The organism is Streptococcus sp. HMSC076C08 (assembly GCF_001810825.1).
Taxonomy (GTDB): domain Bacteria; phylum Bacillota; class Bacilli; order Lactobacillales; family Streptococcaceae; genus Streptococcus.
Genome location: NZ_KV802719.1, coordinates 31,619 through 49,797 on the forward strand (window position 1 = coordinate 31,619; position 18,179 = coordinate 49,797).

The following is an 18,179-nucleotide window of genomic DNA, read 5'->3' on the forward strand; positions in this document are numbered from 1 at the left end:
ATTGCTCAGTCTTCATTTTTTCTTTCTGATTCGAACTAGGCATAAGGTTGCAATTCTGGGTTAATAGGCGTATTAGCTAGGTTGTTGGCATAGTTGCAGAGGCTGGCAAGACTTACACCGAGAACCACATCCAAGGCATTTTGTTGCGTGTAGCCAGCTTCCAAAAATTCAGCCAAGGCTTCATCTCCTACACGCCCTTTGGTATTGATGACCGCCAAGGTAAACTTAGCTAGAGTATCTAGTTTTGGATCTGTCTCGATTGGAGTACGGTTGCGGAGAGCTTGGAGAAGATCATCATTCATCTGGATTTGTTTGATTGAAAAGGCTGTGTGACCTGCGACGCAGAAAGCACAACCATTGGTTACGGCTGCCGTGATTTGCACTACTTCACGCTCTACTGGTGTTAAGCTATTGCGACGGTTGATGGCTCCGACAGTTCGGTAGGCTTCAAGCGCGGTAGGAGCGTTAGCCAAGAGACCGATTAGGTTGGGAATATAGCCATTGTTATCTTTTTGTACTGTTTCAAGAACTTCTTTCACTTCTGCTGGTGCTGATTCTACTGTGTGGATGGTAAATGTTGTCATAAGAAACCTCTTTTCATTTTATTGTCATTTAGTCTATCATAGAATTTCCCCCTTGGATAATATATATTTTCAATCGCCTTGATAGGAAATGTCTATGAAATGAAAAAATCACACTAAAAGTGTGATTGGGTTAGTGTTTAAAATACTGTTTAGTCTCAGCAATGACGACTGGCGACAAGACCAAGAGGGCAATCAAGTTTGGTAAAGCCATCAAGGCATTGACGATATCTGCGATAATCCAAACCATATCCAGCTCGATAAATCCTCCCAACAGGACCATGACTACAAAGACTACACGGTAAAGCCAGATAAAGCGGACACCAAATAGAAACTCAAAACAGCGCTCTCCGTAGTAGTTCCATCCGAGAATTGTCGTAAAGGCAAAGAGTACAAGGAAGATGGTCAAGAGGGCAGGTCCAAAGTGTGAAAAAACTGTTGAAAAGGCTGACTGGGTCAAGGCAACTCCATTCAAATCACCACTCCAAACCCCAGTTACCAAGATTGTTAAACCAGTCAACGTACAGATAATGAGGGTATCAATAAAGGTTCCTGTCATGGAAATCAAACCTTGCTCTACTGGTTCATTTGTCTTAGCCGCAGCAGCTGCAATGGGAGCTGAACCAAGACCAGATTCATTAGAAAAGACTCCTCGCGCCACACCATTTTGGATTGCAGTACGGATAGTCGCACCTGCAAATCCTCCTACTGCTGCTACAGGGCTGAAAGCAGAGGTAAAGATCAGGGCAAGTGTGGCTGGGATTTTCTCGATATTAAAGAGAATAACTGTAAGAGTCCCTAAAATATAGACAATAGCCATAAAAGGAACAACTGCTGTCGAAACTTTTGATATGGATTTGAGGCCACCAAAGACGGCAATACCCACCAAAATGGATAAAATCAGAGCTGTGATAGCTGGATCAACTTGGGCTGTATTTTGAATGGATTCTGTAATCGAATTGACTTGGGTAAAGGTACCAATCCCCAGAAGGGCAACCAATACACCCGCTAGGGCAAAGAAGATAGCAAGTGGACGCCACTTTTCTCCCATCCCCAAAAGGATGTAATGCATAGGGCCTCCAGCTACAGCTCCATTTGCATCCTTAGTGCGATATTTGATGGCAAGTAAGCCTTCGGCATACTTGGTCGCCATCCCAAAGAAGGCTGCCATCCACATCCAAAAGAGGGCCCCTGGTCCTCCAACCTTAATGGCTGTTGCGACCCCGATGATATTTCCCGTACCAACTGTGGCTGCTAGAGCCGTACAGAGAGCAGCAAAGCTCGACACATCGCCATGCCCCTTATCCTTGGTAAAGATCAGCTGAAAGGCCTTAGGGAGACGAGCCACCTGCAAAAGGCCTAGTCGGATGGTCAAATAGATACCCGTTCCGACCAATAAGATCAAGAGGGGAGGCCCCCAAACGAAAGCATCAAGCGCTTTTAGCAATTCTAACATATCCTTCTCCTATCTTTCAACCCCAAAAGAAAGAGCACATGCAAGATACATGTACTCTGGAATGCTTAGATAAATGCCAAAAAGCGGTCTATCCTAGCTCTGTCCTTTTACCTGAGAGTTTGAGCAGTTACCTGCCTTGCCCCTTCGGTGCCTTTACGGTCTCTCCAGAGTTCCGTCCATTTACAGTCATGGAAAACAAACCTTTCTCCACTTCTATTAAACTTCATTCGGTGTTGGTATTTTATTTTTTATTATTCTACAAGAAAAGTTAGCCTTTGTCAATATATTCTATGAAACTTTTTGACTTTTCATTTCTTTTTTCAGAAATATTGACTCCATCTCCTCTCTATCCTTTAAAGGTCACAATGGTGGCGCCACTGCCTCCAGCATTTTGTGGAGCATAGCCGAAACTCTTGACATGCTTATTTCTTTGCAGGTATTTGGTGACGCCCTCACGGATGACTCCGGTTCCGATACCATGGATGATGTCTACCTGCGCCATGTTATTAAGCAGGGCTTGGTCGATAAAGGCATCCAGCTCATTCATGGCCTCTTCGTACCGTTTGCCTCGGAGATCCAGTCTGGCTTGCGGACCACGACCAGAAGCACGTTTGACGACATTGACTTGTTTTTTCTTGACTGGGGCTTCTTGCTGAGCCTGAACAAGGTCAAATTCTTTCTCTTCCAAGGTCATCTTGATCAAGCCAACTTGGGCTTCCCAGCGACCGTCCTTAAGCTGATTGGTCAAGGTTCCACGCTGACCATAACTGAGAACAATGATATCATCCCCAACCTTTGGAGCTCGTTTTTTCTTGGCTTTTTGAAGGACCTTGTTTTTAGACAAGTCGACTTTTTCAGGAGCCAATTTTTTCAGCTCAGCCTTGGCTTCAATGATTTCATGGGGCTTGAGCTGAGACTTGCTATGGAGATTTTTCAGGATCTGGTCACTCTCACTTAGCGCTAGTTCCACAATCTCAGCAGCTTGTTCACGCGCCTTGTTGAGCTCAGTTTCCTTCTCGCGATTGAGTTCGTTGTAAAGTTTTTTGAGTGCTCGGTTCATCTTGAGGTTTTCTTGCTCCACCTCACGAATATTGTCCAAGCGTTTACGGCTTTCAAGCGTTTGCTCTTCTAATTGCTCAATGATACGGTTGACATCATTATCTTGATTAACCTGCTGGCTGGCATCTCCTACGATGACATCTGACAAGCCCAGACGTTTGGCGATTTCAAAGGCATTGCTTCGTCCAGGAACTCCCTGCATAAAGCGATAGGTCGGACGCAGGCTGGCTGTATCAAACTCCATGCTGGCATTTTGCACAAAGGCTGTTTCAATACCATAAGCCTTAAGCTCTGGATAGTGGGTCGTCGCCATGGTCTTGACCTGACGTAGACGAAGATCCTCCAGAATAGCCATAGCAAGGGCTGCTCCTTCCTGCGGATCGGTACCTGCCCCAAGCTCATCTAAGAGTAAAAGCGAATGTTGGTTGACCTTGCCAAGAATATCTACGATATTGGTCATGTGGCTGGAGAAGGTAGACAAGCTTTGCTCGATAGACTGCTCATCCCCAATATCCGCGAAGATTTCCTTGAAAATACCGACACGGCTTCCCTTGTCAGCTAAAATGGGCAAGCCTGACTGGGCCATGAGTTGAGTCAAGCCCAGGGTTTTGAGCATGATGGTCTTCCCACCCGTATTGGGACCTGTAATGACAATGGCCGTTAATTCCTTACCAAAGTGTACATCGTTTGCAACAGCATTTTTGACCAAAGGATGGCGAACATGAAGGAGTTGAATCTCTTGATTCTCTGAAAGTTGAGGAACAACTGCTTGTCTTTCTTGGACGAAACGCACCTTGGCACGAATCAGATCCAGATGGCCGATAATCCAAGCGTCATTAGCAATCTCAGCAGCATGAGGACGAACCCGTTCCGATAGTTCCTGCAGGATGCGAATCATCTCATAGCGCTCATCAGCTCGCAGACTCGCGATTTCTTCGCTCAGTTTCACGACCTCACGGGGTTCGATATAGACCGTGTTTCCACTGGCAGAGATGTCATGGACAACACCTGCAATCTTATTGCGATAGGTGTTTTTGACAGGCAAAACCTGACGACCATTTCGACTAGCGATAATCCCTTCCGTCAACATCTGCGCTTTTTGCTTGAGCAAGTCTTGTAAGACATCTCGAACTTGACTCTCGCTATCATGAATCTTCCGACGGATGCGCGCTAGTTCTTCGCTGGCAAAATTCTCGATAAATCCTGCATCATTTAGGGCTTGGAGACTCCCTTGCAAGTGTGGAAAATCATGTAGTTTTTCAAACCATCTCACCAACTGCTCCAAGCGTACATTTTCAAGATTGGCATAAAAACCTTGCAACTCTCTGCTAGCCAGCAAGACTCGTTTGAGGAGCAGGAACTCCTCAATATTGAGGTCCGCTCCCATCTCCAGACGCTTACAGACAGCTGAAATCTCACGTGTCGCTAGGATGGTAAAGTGGGGTTGCTCCACAAAAAGGGCTTGCATTTCCTCCATCTCTGTAAAGGCTTGCTTGATCTTGTCCACCTTGGCAGTTGGAGCCAAGCCTTTTAGCTCCTCTAGTCCTTGTTCTGTCAAGAGATGCGGTTCAAACAAGGCTTTGATTTTATTAAATTCTAAGGTTTCTAGTATTTTTGTATTCATATTTTTTCCTTGTATGCTGGTTTACAAGATTATAGCAACTAGAGGTTTTGACCTAGTCGTCCAATCTGTAAACAAAGGGCTAGGAAAAATCCCGCCCTTTTTATCCGATTAAATTTGTCACCCAAAGTTGTTTGATAAGGTTTGTCGTAAAAGGGACACTTTGGATGATGTGTTTGGCTACTGTACTTTTTTCGAGTGAATTTTGAATGACTGCCAGAGGTACTGTTGCAAGGATGGTCAGAGCCATTTGCAAGACAAATAAGGTTACCAATAGAGACAAAACGCCTGATCCGATACGCAACCATTTGACATCAAGCTTTTTAGTTGGAATCAAGTGCAGGAACAAACCGATAAAACGTCCGATAGTATAGCAAATCCCAAAAACTAGAAGATAGGCTAGACCCGCATAAAAGACCTTGTCTAGATGAAACAGCTGGTCTGAAGGGAAGAAAAAGGTGCCCTGTCCTTCCTGAGGATTGGCATAAGGGACAAGCAAGTGGAAGTGGTCGCCCAGTGATTTATAAAACTGTCCCGCAACAAAGGCTGAAATCACTGCCACGAGGAAATAATAAACTTGCAGGACCAAACCTCTACGGTAGCCGATGTAAAAGCCCCAAGCCAGAACCAATAAGAGTAGGATTGAAATCATAGGGAGTCCTCAATCTTGCTCTGTTCTTGTTTGACAGCAATCAACTTGTGGCGGAGTTCTAACAACTCTTGCTCCTTGTCATCAAATTCAATCTCACGGTTGAGTTGTGTAGACAGACAATTAACCGCCAAAAGAAGCGCAATGGTTTCATCATCCGCCCCAGGCATTTGTTCTTTAATTGCTTGGTATTTTTCAGTCGCAACCTTGGCAATTTCCTCCATAAAGAGGTTGTCATGCTCGGTTGTCAAGGTTAATGTCTTTTTTCCGAATGTAAACTTATATCGATTTAGATTTGCCATAAAATTCACCTCACGATATTATACCAAATTTCGCTAACTTTGTCAGTTTTTACCAATTCTCCTGCTTTTGTGGTACAATAGAGACTATGGCAAGTATCACACTCACACCAAGTGAACAGGAAATTCAGAGCTTTTTAAGTCAGTATCAGAAGGCTCTCAGTCCTAGTAAAAATCCTTATATTCGCTATTTTTTTAGACTGCCTCAGGCAACAGTTTCCATCTATACTTCTGGAAAAGTCCTCCTGCAAGGCGAAGCTACTGAGCAATACGCCAGTTTCTTTGGCTATCAAGTTGTAGAGGAAACCAGTGGACAAGATTTTCCTATGATTGGGACTGATGAGGTGGGAAATGGTTCCTACTTTGGTGGGCTGGCTGTCGTGGCTTCCTTCGTGACACCTGACCAGCATAACTTCTTACGAAAACTCGGTGTGGGGGATTCAAAAACCCTGACAGACCAAAAGATTCGTCAGATTGCCCCTATCCTCAAGGAAAAAATCCAGCACCAAGCGCTCCTTCTTTCACCGAGCAAGTATAATGAAGTTATCGGAGAGCGTTACAATGCTGTTTCTGTAAAGGTTGCCCTTCACAACCAAGCTATCTTTCTCCTGCTTCAAAAAGGAGTCCAGCCAGAAAAAATCGTGATTGATGCCTTTACAAGCCCTAAAAACTATGACAAGTACTTGGCGCAAGAATCCAACCGTTTCCCAAACAAGGTTAGTTTGGAAGAAAAAGCCGAGGGCAAATACCTGGCTGTTGCGGTTAGCTCCATCATCGCTCGTGATCTCTTCCTCGAAAACTTGGAAAATCTGGGACGAGAACTGGGCTATCAACTGCCAAGTGGCGCTGGAACTGCATCAGATAAGGTTGCTAGCAAAATCCTTCAGGTCTATGGCATGAAGGGACTTCATTTCTGTGCCAAACTACATTTTAAAAACACTGAAAAAGCCAAAGCACTTCTAGAAAGGTAAATTATGAATTCGTTTAAAACATTTCTAAAAGAATGGGGAGTTTTCTTCCTGATTATCGCACTGGTCGGTCTTAGCCGTATCTTTCTTTGGAGCAATGTCCGTGTAGAAGGACACTCGATGGACCCTACTCTAGCCGACGGAGAAGTTCTCTTCGTTGTTAAACACCTCCCAATTGACCGCTTCGACATTGTGGTTGCGCATGAGGAAGAAGGAAATAAAGACATTGTCAAAAGGGTCATCGGTATGCCCGGAGATACCATCCGATACGAAAATGACAAACTCTTTATCAACGATAAAGAAACGGATGAACCCTACCTAGCTGAATACCTCAACTTGTTCAAAACAGAAAAGTTGCAAAACACCTATACTGGCAAAGGATTTGAAGGCAATAAGGGAGTCTACTTTAGAGAACTTGCTCAAAAAGCACATGCCTTTACAGTCGATGTCAATTCCAATACCAGCTTCAGCTTTACTGTCCCTCAAGGCGAGTACCTTCTCCTTGGTGACGATCGTCTCGTCTCTAGCGACAGCCGCCATGTTGGTACCTTCAAGGCTAGCGAAATCAAAGGCGAAGCAAAATTCCGTTTCTGGCCACTTAACCGTATCGGAACATTTTAAGATAAGGAAGAGGCCGAGAATGCTAAGTCTCAGTCTCTTTTTCTATTGTGAGAAAAAACTTTTAGTCATCTAGTTTTTTCAAAGTTGCTAAGAGACCAATTCTCATAAACTCATGTAAAGGAAACCTATGGAAGTTTATTTTTCAGGCACTATTGAACGCATTATTTTTGAAAATGTCAGTAATTTCTATCGCATCCTCCTCTTAGATATCGAAGATACCAATGCGGAGGACTTTGACGATTTTGAAATCATCGTTACAGGAACCATGGCGGACGTGATTGAGGGCGAAGACTATACTTTTTGGGGGCAAATCGTTCAGCACTCCAAGTATGGAGAACAACTGCAGATTTCCCGTTACGAAAGAGCAAAACCCACTAGTAAGGGCTTGGTCAAATATTTCTCTAGCAGCCATTTTAAGGGAATCGGTCTCAAGACTGCCCAGAAAATTGTTGATACCTATGGTGACAATACCATTGACGAAATTCTGGAACATCCTGAAAAGCTAGAAGGCATCTCAGGGCTCTCTGCCAAAAACCGTGAGGCTTTTGTTTCCACCCTCCGTCTCAACTATGGGACAGAAATGGTCTTGGCTAAACTTGCCAACTACGGCATTCCAAATAAACTAGCCTTTCAGATTCAAGACTTTTACAAGGAAGAAACACTGGATATTGTCGAAAACTATCCCTACCAACTGGTCGAAGATATCAAGGGCTTGGGTTTTACCATTGCTGACCAATTAGCCGCCGAACTAGGCATCGAAAGTCAAGCCCCTGAACGCTTCCGTGCTGGCCTTGTCCACAGTCTTTTTCAGGGATGTATGGATACGGGCGATACCTATATGGAAGCCCGAGATTTGCTGGAACAAACCCTGACTCTCCTCGAGTCTTCTCGTCCTGTGGAACTGAACCCCAGCCAAGTCGCTCAGGAACTCTCCCATCTCATCGAAGAAGACAAGGTTCAGCAGATTGATACCAAAATCTTTGATAACAGCCTCTTTTTCGCTGAAGAAGGCATCCGCAGTCACTTGGTTCGTATCCTTGAAAAAGGAAAACAGAAGAGCCAAGATCTAGAAACCATTCACAAGCATATCTCTACTGTCGAGCAAGAACTGGGGATTCAGTACGATACCATTCAAAAACAGGCTATCTGCGACGCTATCCAGAACAAGGTCTTTATCCTGACAGGTGGGCCTGGTACAGGTAAGACGACTGTTATCAATGGAATTATCGCTGTTTATGCACTTTTAGAAGGACTTGATCTCAGGAAGAAAAGCAGTCTGCCTATCCTTCTAGCAGCTCCAACTGGTCGAGCGGCTCGGCGCATGAATGAATTGACAGGTTTGCCTAGCGCGACCATACACCGTCATTTGGGGATGACGGGAGACGATGATACTAGTCATCTAGAAGATTATCTGGATGCCGACTTTATCATTATAGATGAGTTTTCCATGGTGGATACTTGGCTAGCCAACCAACTCTTCTCCAACATCTCTTCTAACAGTAAAATTCTCATCGTAGGGGATAGCGACCAATTGCCTTCTGTTAGTCCCGGACAAGTCCTGGCTGACCTGCTCCAGATACCCCTGATTCCTCAGACTCGCTTGGAAAAAATTTATCGTCAGAGCGAAGAATCAACTATCGTTACCTTGGCTAGTCAAATTCGAAAGGGAATCTTGCCAGCTGACTTTACCCAGAAAAAAGCAGACCGCTCCTACTTTGAAATCGCTAGTGGTCATATCCCCGCTACCATTGAGAAAATTCTTGGCGCTGCCCTCAGAAGTGGTATCCCGGCTCGCGATATTCAAGTGCTAGCGCCCATGTATCGAGGAACTGCTGGCATTGACGCCATCAATCAGCTTATGCAAGACCTGCTCAATCCTCACCAAAAAGGACAAGTGGGCTTTGAAGCCACTCAGTGTCACTATCGAACAGGGGACAAGGTCATTCACCTAGTCAACGATGCCGAAGTCAATGTCTTTAATGGAGACCTAGGCTACATCACAGACCTGATTCCTGGAAAATACACCGAGTCCAAACAAGACGAGATTGTCATTGATTTCGATGGCAATGAAGTCGTCTACCCACGTAACGAATGGTACAAGATTCGTCTGGCTTATGCCATGAGTATCCATAAGTCTCAGGGAAGTGAGTTTCCTGTTGTCATCCTACCCATTACTAGTGCTAGCAAGCGCATGCTGGAGCGCAATCTCATCTATACAGCCATTACACGCGCCAAGAGCAAGCTTATCTTACTAGGCGAATTACAGGCCTTTGACTATGCAGTCAAGCATATCGGGACTGCTCGCAAGACCTATCTGATTGAACGCTTCAGTGATTTAATTGAAAATAATATTGAAGAAAGTAAACAAGCCTTCTCTGAAACTGCCACAGCAAGTGACTCTGAACAATCCTACATCCTCACCGAGAAAAACTGGTCTAGCATCCCAGCCATGATTGGGATTACAGATGCAGACCTCAAAGAGATTTTTGGAAAATAGCGCAACAGAAAGCCCACCTAGTCAGGTGGGCTTTTTATCTTTTAAGATTATTTAACTGTTGCTGTGCTTGTGATCAACTCAACAGCTTTTTTGATAGTGATATCGTGTTTCAACATGTCAGCTGAAAGCAAGTTTTGAACTTGTGCCACTTCCATGTTGTAATCTGCAGCCAATTGCTCGATTTCTTTTTGGATTTCTTCTTCTGAAGCGTCAAATCCTTCAGCTTTGGCAACTGCTTCGATAACAAGGTTAGTCTTCGTACGTGACTCAGCTTCTCCCTCGTATTGTTTGTGAAGATCTTCTTGAGTAGTTCCAGTGATTTGGAAGTACATGTCAGGGTTGATCCCTTGACGTTGCAAGTTTCCAAGGAATTCATTTACTGAACGGTGAACTTCTTCGTGGATCATTTCTTCTGGAAGTTCTACGATTTCAGCGTTTTCTACAGCTTTATCGATTGCTGCACCTTCAACGGCATCTTTGTATGCTTCTTCTTTCGCAGCAGTCAATTCTTTGCGGTATTTTTCTTTCAATTCGTCAAGAGTTTCCACTTCTTCGTCGATATCTTTTGCAAGTTCATCGTCAAGAGCTGGAACTTCTTTAGCTTTTACTTCGTGGATAGTTGTTACGAATTTTGCTTCTTTACCTGCAAGGTCTTCTGCTTGGTAGTCTTCTGGGAATGTTACGACAACGTCAACAGTTTCGCCAGCTGAGTGACCTACCAATTGGTCTTCAAATCCAGGAATGAATTGACCTGATCCAAGTCCAAGTGAGAAGTTTTCACCTTTTCCACCGTCGAACTCAACACCATCGATAGAACCAACGAAGTCGATGACAACAGTGTCGCCATTTTCAGCAGCGCCGTCTTTGATAACCAATTCAGCCAAGTTGTTGCGTTCGCGTTCGATACGTTCTTCAACGTCAGCGTCAGCTACTTCTTTTTCTACATCAACTGATACTTCAAGGTTTTTGTAGTCGCCCAATTTTACTTCAGGTTTTGTCACGACTTCAGCAGTGATAACCCAGTCTTGACCTTTTTCCATTGAAGTTACGTCAATTTTTGGTTGTGCAACGACTTCAAGACCAGCTTCTTTTACTGCAGCTTCATAAGCGTTTGGCAAAAGAGCGTTCATAACGTCTTGGTAAAGTGACTCTTCACCAAATTTTTGGTCGAAGATAGGACGTGGAAGGTGACCTTTACGGAAACCTGGAACGTTAAGAGTTTTCTTTACTGAGTTGAAGACACGGTCCAATTCTGGTTTGATTTGGTCTTGAGAGATAGTGAAAGTCAAGACACCACGGTTTGTTTCTTTGTTTTCAAATGATACAGACATTCTGTCATTTCTCCTTAAAATTTTTTAAATACAGTCTATTATAGCATAAACTACGGTTAATTTTCAAGTAATGAATGCGCTTTTCAATAATGCTAAAGGTACTTACTGGCTTCTCTGATACTAAGTTCAGACATTCTTTCCTTGTTTTTTTCGGTGAAGCTTGCTACCCATTCCGGATTGGTTTTTGAGTAGTCTCGCAAAGCCCAACCGATGGCCTTGTTGATAAAAAATTCTGTCTGGTCCAGATTATTGAGCAGGATCTTTTCCATTAGCTGGACATTGGTCTTCTCTTTTCTTAACAACTGGTGGTCAATAGCAACTCGTCTCAGCCATATATTATCTGATAGACTCCATTGGAGAATTCTTTCTTCAAGTTCTGGCTTGTCATATACCAAACTTCCTACTACTCGGTCTAGGATATCTACCGTGTCCCACCAGGACTTGGTCACGACCAGATGCTCAATCTTAGGCAAATCGCTCTCCGTCAAATAAGTCTGCATGGCCTTCAAATAGTTTGCAGCCACATACTGATATTCTCTGGCATCCTTTTCCCAGCAGATGTCTACAAAATTCCAATCGATGACCTTTGTTTTTTTCGCACTTGGAAAATACTTTTTATAGAGTGCATTTCTTTCAGGAGCTGCAACGCCTAGAAAGGAAAACTGATGGCGCATATAGGCTTCCATGGGGCCTGCTTTATGCGGATCTTTTGTCGCTTCTAGCTCCACAAGTAAATCTGCAAGACTCATCTAAAAATCCTCCTGCCCCACCAAGTGGTGCTGAAAGGCATAGACCGCCGCCTGGGTGCGATCGCTGACCTCAAGCTTGGCTAGGATATTAGACACATGGGTTTTGACCGTCTTGAGAGAGATAAAGAGTTCGTCTGCGATGCGCTGATTTTCATAGCCCTTGGCGATGAGTTGTAGGACATCTCGTTCACGCGCAGTCAGTTCCTCATGAAGTTCGATATGATTGCGGTGGTATTCGACCTTCTTGCTGACCTCTTGCTCAATAGCAAGCTCACCAGCAGCAACCTTACGAACAGCGTGGAGCAGTTCGTCCGCACTAGAAGTCTTAAGCATATAGCCTTTGGCACCAGCATTCAAAACTGGCATGATTTTTTCATTGTCCAAGTAAGAGGTCACAATCAAAATCTTGGCTTCGGGCCATTCTTTGAGGATGGACAAGGTTGCATCAATCCCATTCATCTCAGGCATGACAATATCCATGACAATGACATCTGGACGGAGTTCCAAGGCCAACTCAATACCTTGAGCCCCATTGGCAGCTTCGCCCACAACTTCTACATCGTCTTGGAGGTCAAAGTAGCTTTTCAAGCCCAATCGGACCATTTCATGGTCATCTACCAGTAAAATTTTCATCTCTACTCCTTATAATTCCTTATCTAGCAGGGGAATACGGATATCAACCGCCAGTCCTTGCTTAGGTGCTGTCAAAAGTTGAACAGTACCTGCCATATCTTCGACCCGCTCCTTAATATTTCTCAGTCCATAACTCAAGTCGTCTAAGCTCCCTAACTGGAAACCAATCCCATTGTCCACCACCTTCAGCTGCAATTCTACCTCTGTCTGATAGAGGTAGACATCTAGGCAAGATGCCTGGGCATGGCGGAGGGTATTGCTGATCAACTCCTGCAAAATACGGAAGATATGTTCTTCAATCTTCTTGGGCAATTTAGATACATTTTGCTTGAGACTTACCTCGAGATCACTCTTGTCCTCAAGCTCTTTTAAGAGGATTTGAATCCCCTCAACCAAACTCTTCTCTTCCAACTCAACTGGTCGCAAATGCAAGAGCAAGACCCGTAGATCTTTCTGGGCTGTCTCCAGGATGGCTGCGACACTTTGCAACTGGGTCTTCATCTTTTCTCTATCAAGCTTCAAAGCCTGCTGACTGACACCTGATAAAATCATATGGGCCGCAAACAACTCCTGACTAACCGTATCGTGTAAATCACGTGCTATCCGCTTCCGTTCTTTCTCGATGAGTGCTTCTTCCTTAACTAGGCTTTGATTTTCAGCCTTTTGAACAGCTTCTGTCAAGAGATTGAGTTTGCCAGATAATGTCTTGAAACTTGCATCCAAGTCTGGATCTGCAAAAGAAACAAGCTCTTTCCCCGCTAACAAGCGCTTGAGATTGACCTGCATTTTTCTGCGAGAAATTTCTTCCATCACCCGCCAAAAGAGGACAAAAAAGAAGGTCATGGAAAGGCTAAAGACCAAGACTAAGAAGATTAACTTTTCTGTTTTCTCAATATCTTGTATCAAATAGGACCAATCAAGATTAAGAATATCAAGTAGACTATTGGTCAAAAAGAGGATAAAGAGGAGAGAAGTCAGCCCGATTAATAGATAGGATTGCTTTTTCATCCTCTGACCACCTCCACATCGCCAACCATAGTAGTTAGGAAAATCTTGACGCTCTTGTTACTCTTGAGATAGTCTCTGGTTTCCTGATGATAGTGTTCATTGCGAAGGGCTCGCTTGGGTTGATGGAGGAAAGTTAAATCTCCATAGAGACAGTTGACACTTAGACTGATTTCAACATCTACAGGTACGATAATCCTAGTCGTTCCGACCATTTTACGGAGGATGATGACATTGTCATGATTGGTTAGGATAACTCTTTCTAAATGAATAGTGTCCTTGCCCATGAGGCGAAAGAGATTGATATCGTCAAACTGGCAGGTCTGGTGACTAGAGAAATGATGGAGATTGCCAAACCAAGGGTTTCGTTCATTTTTAACTGTCACCACCTCTTCAAAGACCAAATCCGTCTCCTCTTTTTCTTGGTTCATCATTGGATAGAGAAGAAAGAGACTGTAGATCACTGCCACAAAGATAGCTAAAATCACAAAGGGATTGAGCATGACGATGAAAAAGAAAAGAATAGTCGCTACAAGGAGGAAGACGTTGTTGCCCTCTTTCCCTGTATAATAGCGGAGCAAGAGTAAAAAGAGGAACAGAATCAGCAGAAAACGCGAAAAATGCTCTGATACCATCAAAATCAGAGCCCCCGTCAACAGACAGGCTTCAATAAATAAAAAGATTTGAAATTTTTTCATAGCTGCATCCTCTCTTTTCTATTTTATCACAATTCAAAAAAGTCACCTCGGTCTGAGGATGGAAAAAGCGCTTGACAAAGAGATACAAAAAAGGGCGGGATTCTTTTCCCGACCTCTTTAGATCTGACCATTTGCTTCTTTGAGTTTGCCATAAAGAATATAGTCTACGTTTTGCAAATCCGCTATGGTGGCACAATTAAGGGCACACATGATCAAACGTAGATCTTCTTTCCAGCCTTGGATGATGCTAATCACTTCCTCGATCGAGTAGGTTTCAACCAATTCCAGAACGGTTCGTGACAATCCCACAGCCTTGGCTCCAAAGACCAAGCACTTAATCATATCAAGTGGGTTCCGAACACCTCCACTGACCAAAAGTTCAACCTTATCTTTCCAGTCTTGGACATTAAGAAGGGCTTGCATAGTAGACTGCCCCCATTGATTGAGGTAATCACGCTGACCACTGCGACGGTTTTCGATATAGGCAAAGCTGGTGCCACCACGACCTGATAGGTCAACCGTTCGAACACCCAGATCATAGGCTCTCTCGATGGTCTTGGCATCCATGCCAAAACCGACTTCCTTGAGAATAATAGGAACAGAGATCCACTTGCTATAATCTGCTAGATGCGATTGCCAGCTTCGAAACTTTCTTTCTCCCTCCGGCATGAGTAATTCCTGCATAACATTGACGTGCACTTGCAGGAGAAGAGGATTCATCGCTTCTACAGTCTGAAGTCCCAACTCAACAGGCTTGTCCAAGCCAATATTGGTTCCTAGGAGGAGATTTGGATGGCTGGATTTGACAGAAAAAGAGTCATCTGTTGGATCCTTGAGGGCTGCACTATAAGAGCCCGTCACAAACAAAATCCCACAGGCTTCTGCCACCTGAGCCAGCTTTTGATTGATTTCTCTTCCCTTATCGCTTCCACCCGTCATGGCATTGATATAAAAAGGAAAGTCCCACTTACGACCTGCAAATTCTGTAGACAAATCAATCTCATCTAGGTCATAGAGCGGTAGCGAGGAGTGGATTAACTCAACCTCATCAAAGCTATTATAGGAGCTTTTTTGCTCAAGGGCATATCGAATATGCTCATCCTTACGATTTGTCGTCATGTCCTATCCTTTCTTGGTATAAGAGCTCAATCCCCAGATCGGCCCAACGATTTTTTAAGGTTTCAGTTGATTGCTCATCAAAACTCAAGGCAATCCCACAGTCACCACCACCAGCGCCACTACTCTTGGCAACAGCCTGCAAATCTTGACTGGCTTCTTTCAACTGTCTCAGCGAAGGTGTGTATATATCTAGGCTCAAGCCTTCTAAAAGCCGACTAGCTGTTTCCAGCTGCTCGATAATTTTTTCTGCATTCCCCTGCTCCAAGGCTTCTACCAAAGCAGACACCGTTGCTTTTGAGGAAGTTAAAAAATTCTGATTGATGTTTTGCTTGATTTGCTGAACCATTTGACTCGATACAGCCACTTGCTTGGTCCATCCCACTAGGAAATCACATTCTAGGGCAGGTTGTACGTGTGAGATAGAAAAGCCCCAGTCACGCTCCAAAACTGTTGCCAAGCTTTCTTCTTCCAACCAAGTAGCTATCTTCTTTCGATCAAAAGATTGGTAGAGAACCAAATCCTCTGCAACGATACAGGCAAGGTCTCCCATAGAACCATTGTCTCCTCGCTTGAGTAAGACCGCGCTAGCCAGCTTGAACAAGAGTTCCGGATCAACCGTAATATCATATAGAGCCAGCAGGGCCTTAATCACCAAGACAACGACGCTACCACTAGAACCTAGACCAAACTTTTTGCCTTCCCGTTCCATTTTTCCACGAATTTCCAAAGAAAAAGGTCTCAAGGTTTGCCCACGATAAACGAGGAAATCTCCCACTAAAGCAATCGTTTCTTGAATCAAGCTGTAGTCAGGTTTTGGCGTCAAGTCCACTGCGAAATCAAACATATCTGAATAGATACGGTAGCTATCAGAAAAGGCAATCTCTCCCCTCATATAGATAGGTATCGCCTTTATCAAGGCCAGCTGTCCTGGCTCTAGAATAGCATATTCACCAGCCCAATAGAGCTTTCCGCAAGTTTTAACAGCAATCATCTTGGCTCAAATCCTTTGTTTTTGACACAATCAAGCGGTAACGTTGACCGAAGATTTCTGATAAATGCTCCAAGTCTTTCTCCTGACAGAGAACTTTGACATTGGGACCGGCATCCATGGTAAAGTAGCAGGCTTCCCCTTGCTCACGAAGCTGGTGGACAAAGTCCATGGCTTCATAGGAAGCATCCGTTAGATAAGAAAAGGCTGGACTAGCAGTCTTGGTCGTAGCGTGCATGGCTAGGGCATTTTTCTCCGTTAATTCCCCAACTTTGGTAAAGTCATTTTCCTTGAGATAAAGCAGCATATCCTGATAGTCCTTCTCAGATTGACGCACCCAGTCATCAAAAGTCGTCGAGGTTTCCACACAGAGTTTCATCCCATCACGGCTAGAGATTGGTTTTTTCTTGTCCTCTAGCACCAACATGATCATGGCTAGTTTCAAGTCTGTCTCTACAGGGTAGATTTCCCCACTATCCTTATCCCAGGCACCTAACGGTCCATAAAAACTGCGAGAGGACGACCCTGAGGCAAACTTAGCCTCCTGCGCCAACTGGCTCCGATTCAAACCAAGCTGGAAATAAGCATTGCAAGCCTTGACCAAGGCGGACAAACCACTAGAACTGGATGACAAGCCAGCCGCAGTCGGCATGTTGTTTTGGGTATCAATACGGACAAATCCTTCACCTTCTGGACGGTAGCGATTGATGATTTTACTTATCTTGGCATGTTCTGCCTCATTTTGGAGCTGACCATTGATATAAAAGGCATCAGCCGTCGCAAGGGCTGGCAGAGGCGACAAGATTGTCTCTGTGTACATATTTTCCAAAGTCAAAGAGATACTGCTAGTAGCAGGAACCATCTCTTTTTCTTTTTTCTTTCCCCAATATTTGATAATGGCAATATTTGCGTAGGAACGTACTGTTACAGGCTTTCGATCCATGTCTGAACAGCTCCTTTCTCTTCTAATCGTTTTGCTAGTTCTTCTGCTTGATCCAGATTGGCTGCCAAGGCTATGATACAGCCTCCTAGCCCACCACCACTCATCTTGGCACCTAGAGCACCATAGCTAAGAGCCGTTTCAACGAGGGAGTCTGCCTCAGGGCTGCTGACACCAATTTCTTTTAAATGTAAATGCGCTTGACTGAGGATTTGTCCCAGTTCCTCAGCATCTTTTCGTCTAATCGCAACTTCTGCTTGCTGGGTCAATTCTCCCAAGGCATGCAAAAACGGTAGGGCATCCTTGCCCTTACTTTGAACCACTTGGATGGCTTCACGAGTGTGACCATAAACACCCGTATCTGCAATCACCAAATAGGCAGATAGGTTCATCTCAAGTTCTGTAAAACCAACATTCTTGATAAAGCGAATGGGTTGGTCACTGAGACAGGTCTTGGCATCCAACCCGCTTGGATTCATATGGGCAATCATCTCAGCCCGATTGACCAGTATTTCCAGTACATCATGAGGCAGATTGGCTTGATAGTAGTCAAATACCGCACGTATGGCCGCTATGCTGATAGCCGCTGACGAACCCATTCCCCGTTTTTCAGGGATAGCTGAGTCAATCACACATCGAATGCAAGCTTCTTTGATATCCAAATACTCCAGCGATGCATAAACTGCCATGGACAAGGTATCCTCCTCATAAAGACGCCACGGATTTTCAGCAGGGACCACCTTACATGTCACCTCCACCTCCAAAAGAGGTAGGGAAATGGCAGGATAGCCGTATACGACAGCGTGCTCTCCTATTAAAATAATCTTACTATGTGCCTGACCGACACCAACTTTTTTTGTCATGTTTTCCTTTAACCAGACGAAAAGACCGTCTCATTTCATACAGTAGTATTTTCTCCTATCTATTTTATTATATTTTCACAAAAAAAGCGATTGTTTCCTTCA

17 protein-coding genes and 1 riboswitch are annotated in these 18,179 nt (G+C 44.2%); of the genes, 3 read left to right on the plus strand and 14 right to left on the minus strand.

The genetic code is table 11. The features are described 5' to 3' along the window. Window positions 1-35 precede the first annotated feature (35 nt). The 5 genes from HMPREF2766_RS01120 to zapA all read right to left on the minus strand — a co-directional run bounded on the left by HMPREF2766_RS01120 (window position 36) and on the right by zapA (window position 5,668). Complete coding sequence (locus tag HMPREF2766_RS01120; RefSeq protein WP_000206774.1) at window positions 36-584, minus strand: carboxymuconolactone decarboxylase family protein; 549 nt, start codon at window positions 582-584, stop codon at window positions 36-38. Window positions 585-714: 130 nt separating this feature from the next. Then, entirely contained in the window at window positions 715-2,037 is a 1,323-nt protein-coding gene (locus HMPREF2766_RS01125; protein WP_070567227.1) for an alanine/glycine:cation symporter family protein, read from the minus strand. An 89-nt stretch (window positions 2,038-2,126) separates the two neighbouring features. After that, a riboswitch (glycine riboswitch) is annotated at window positions 2,127-2,215 on the minus strand. Between the two features lie 168 nt (window positions 2,216-2,383). Continuing rightward, a complete protein-coding gene (locus tag HMPREF2766_RS01130) occupies window positions 2,384-4,720 on the minus strand; it encodes an endonuclease MutS2 (RefSeq protein ID WP_070567229.1) in 2,337 nt (778 codons plus the stop codon). Window positions 4,721-4,820: 100 nt separating this feature from the next. After that, window positions 4,821-5,369, minus strand: a complete 549-nt coding sequence (locus tag HMPREF2766_RS01135) for a CvpA family protein (RefSeq protein ID WP_000623540.1) — start codon at window positions 5,367-5,369, stop codon at window positions 4,821-4,823. Then, entirely contained in the window at window positions 5,366-5,668 is a 303-nt protein-coding gene (gene zapA, locus HMPREF2766_RS01140; protein ID WP_000002028.1) for a cell division protein ZapA, read from the minus strand. The genes HMPREF2766_RS01135 and zapA overlap by 4 nt, the downstream gene beginning before the upstream one ends. A gap of 86 nt (window positions 5,669-5,754) precedes the next feature. Between zapA and rnhC the strand changes: the two genes are divergently transcribed. The 3 genes from rnhC to HMPREF2766_RS01155 all read left to right on the plus strand — a co-directional run bounded on the left by rnhC (window position 5,755) and on the right by HMPREF2766_RS01155 (window position 9,751). After that, complete coding sequence (rnhC, locus tag HMPREF2766_RS01145) at window positions 5,755-6,636, plus strand: ribonuclease HIII (protein ID WP_070567232.1); 882 nt, start codon at window positions 5,755-5,757, stop codon at window positions 6,634-6,636. A gap of 3 nt (window positions 6,637-6,639) precedes the next feature. After that, a complete protein-coding gene (gene lepB / locus HMPREF2766_RS01150) occupies window positions 6,640-7,254 on the plus strand; it encodes a signal peptidase I (RefSeq protein ID WP_070567234.1) in 615 nt (204 codons plus the stop codon). Window positions 7,255-7,381: 127 nt separating this feature from the next. After that, a complete protein-coding gene (locus HMPREF2766_RS01155) occupies window positions 7,382-9,751 on the plus strand; it encodes an SF1B family DNA helicase RecD2 (protein WP_070567236.1) in 2,370 nt (789 codons plus the stop codon). 47 nt (window positions 9,752-9,798) lie between these two features. On the opposite strand, the gene tig is transcribed toward HMPREF2766_RS01155, so the two are convergent. From tig to mvk, 9 genes are all read right to left on the minus strand, one after another. Continuing rightward, window positions 9,799-11,082, minus strand: a complete 1,284-nt coding sequence (gene tig, locus HMPREF2766_RS01160; RefSeq protein WP_070567238.1) for a trigger factor — start codon at window positions 11,080-11,082, stop codon at window positions 9,799-9,801. Window positions 11,083-11,174: 92 nt separating this feature from the next. After that, window positions 11,175-11,831 (minus strand): DNA alkylation repair protein, encoded by a 657-nt coding sequence (locus HMPREF2766_RS01165; RefSeq protein WP_070567240.1) that lies wholly within the window; start codon window positions 11,829-11,831, stop codon window positions 11,175-11,177. Beyond that, window positions 11,832-12,464, minus strand: a complete 633-nt coding sequence (locus tag HMPREF2766_RS01170) for a response regulator transcription factor (protein ID WP_070567242.1) — start codon at window positions 12,462-12,464, stop codon at window positions 11,832-11,834. Between the two features lie 9 nt (window positions 12,465-12,473). Then, complete coding sequence (locus HMPREF2766_RS01175; protein WP_070567244.1) at window positions 12,474-13,472, minus strand: envelope stress sensor histidine kinase LiaS; 999 nt, start codon at window positions 13,470-13,472, stop codon at window positions 12,474-12,476. Continuing rightward, window positions 13,469-14,167 (minus strand): cell wall-active antibiotics response protein LiaF, encoded by a 699-nt coding sequence (gene liaF, locus HMPREF2766_RS01180; RefSeq protein WP_070567246.1) that lies wholly within the window; start codon window positions 14,165-14,167, stop codon window positions 13,469-13,471. The genes HMPREF2766_RS01175 and liaF overlap by 4 nt, the downstream gene beginning before the upstream one ends. Window positions 14,168-14,284: 117 nt before the next feature. Next, window positions 14,285-15,286 carry a type 2 isopentenyl-diphosphate Delta-isomerase gene (gene fni / locus HMPREF2766_RS01185; protein ID WP_070567248.1) on the minus strand — a complete coding sequence of 334 codons (1,002 nt, stop codon included), beginning with the start codon at window positions 15,284-15,286 and terminating at the stop codon, window positions 14,285-14,287. Continuing rightward, on the minus strand, window positions 15,270-16,277 hold the full coding sequence (locus tag HMPREF2766_RS01190; protein ID WP_000562407.1) for a phosphomevalonate kinase: 1,008 nt from the start codon (window positions 16,275-16,277) through the stop codon (window positions 15,270-15,272). Before HMPREF2766_RS01190 ends, fni begins: the two co-directional genes overlap by 17 nt. Continuing rightward, window positions 16,264-17,217 carry a diphosphomevalonate decarboxylase gene (mvaD, locus tag HMPREF2766_RS01195; RefSeq protein ID WP_070567250.1) on the minus strand — a complete coding sequence of 318 codons (954 nt, stop codon included), beginning with the start codon at window positions 17,215-17,217 and terminating at the stop codon, window positions 16,264-16,266. The genes HMPREF2766_RS01190 and mvaD overlap by 14 nt, the downstream gene beginning before the upstream one ends. Then, a complete protein-coding gene (gene mvk / locus HMPREF2766_RS01200) occupies window positions 17,199-18,077 on the minus strand; it encodes a mevalonate kinase (protein ID WP_070567252.1) in 879 nt (292 codons plus the stop codon). Before mvk ends, mvaD begins: the two co-directional genes overlap by 19 nt. Window positions 18,078-18,179: the final 102 nt, after the last annotated feature.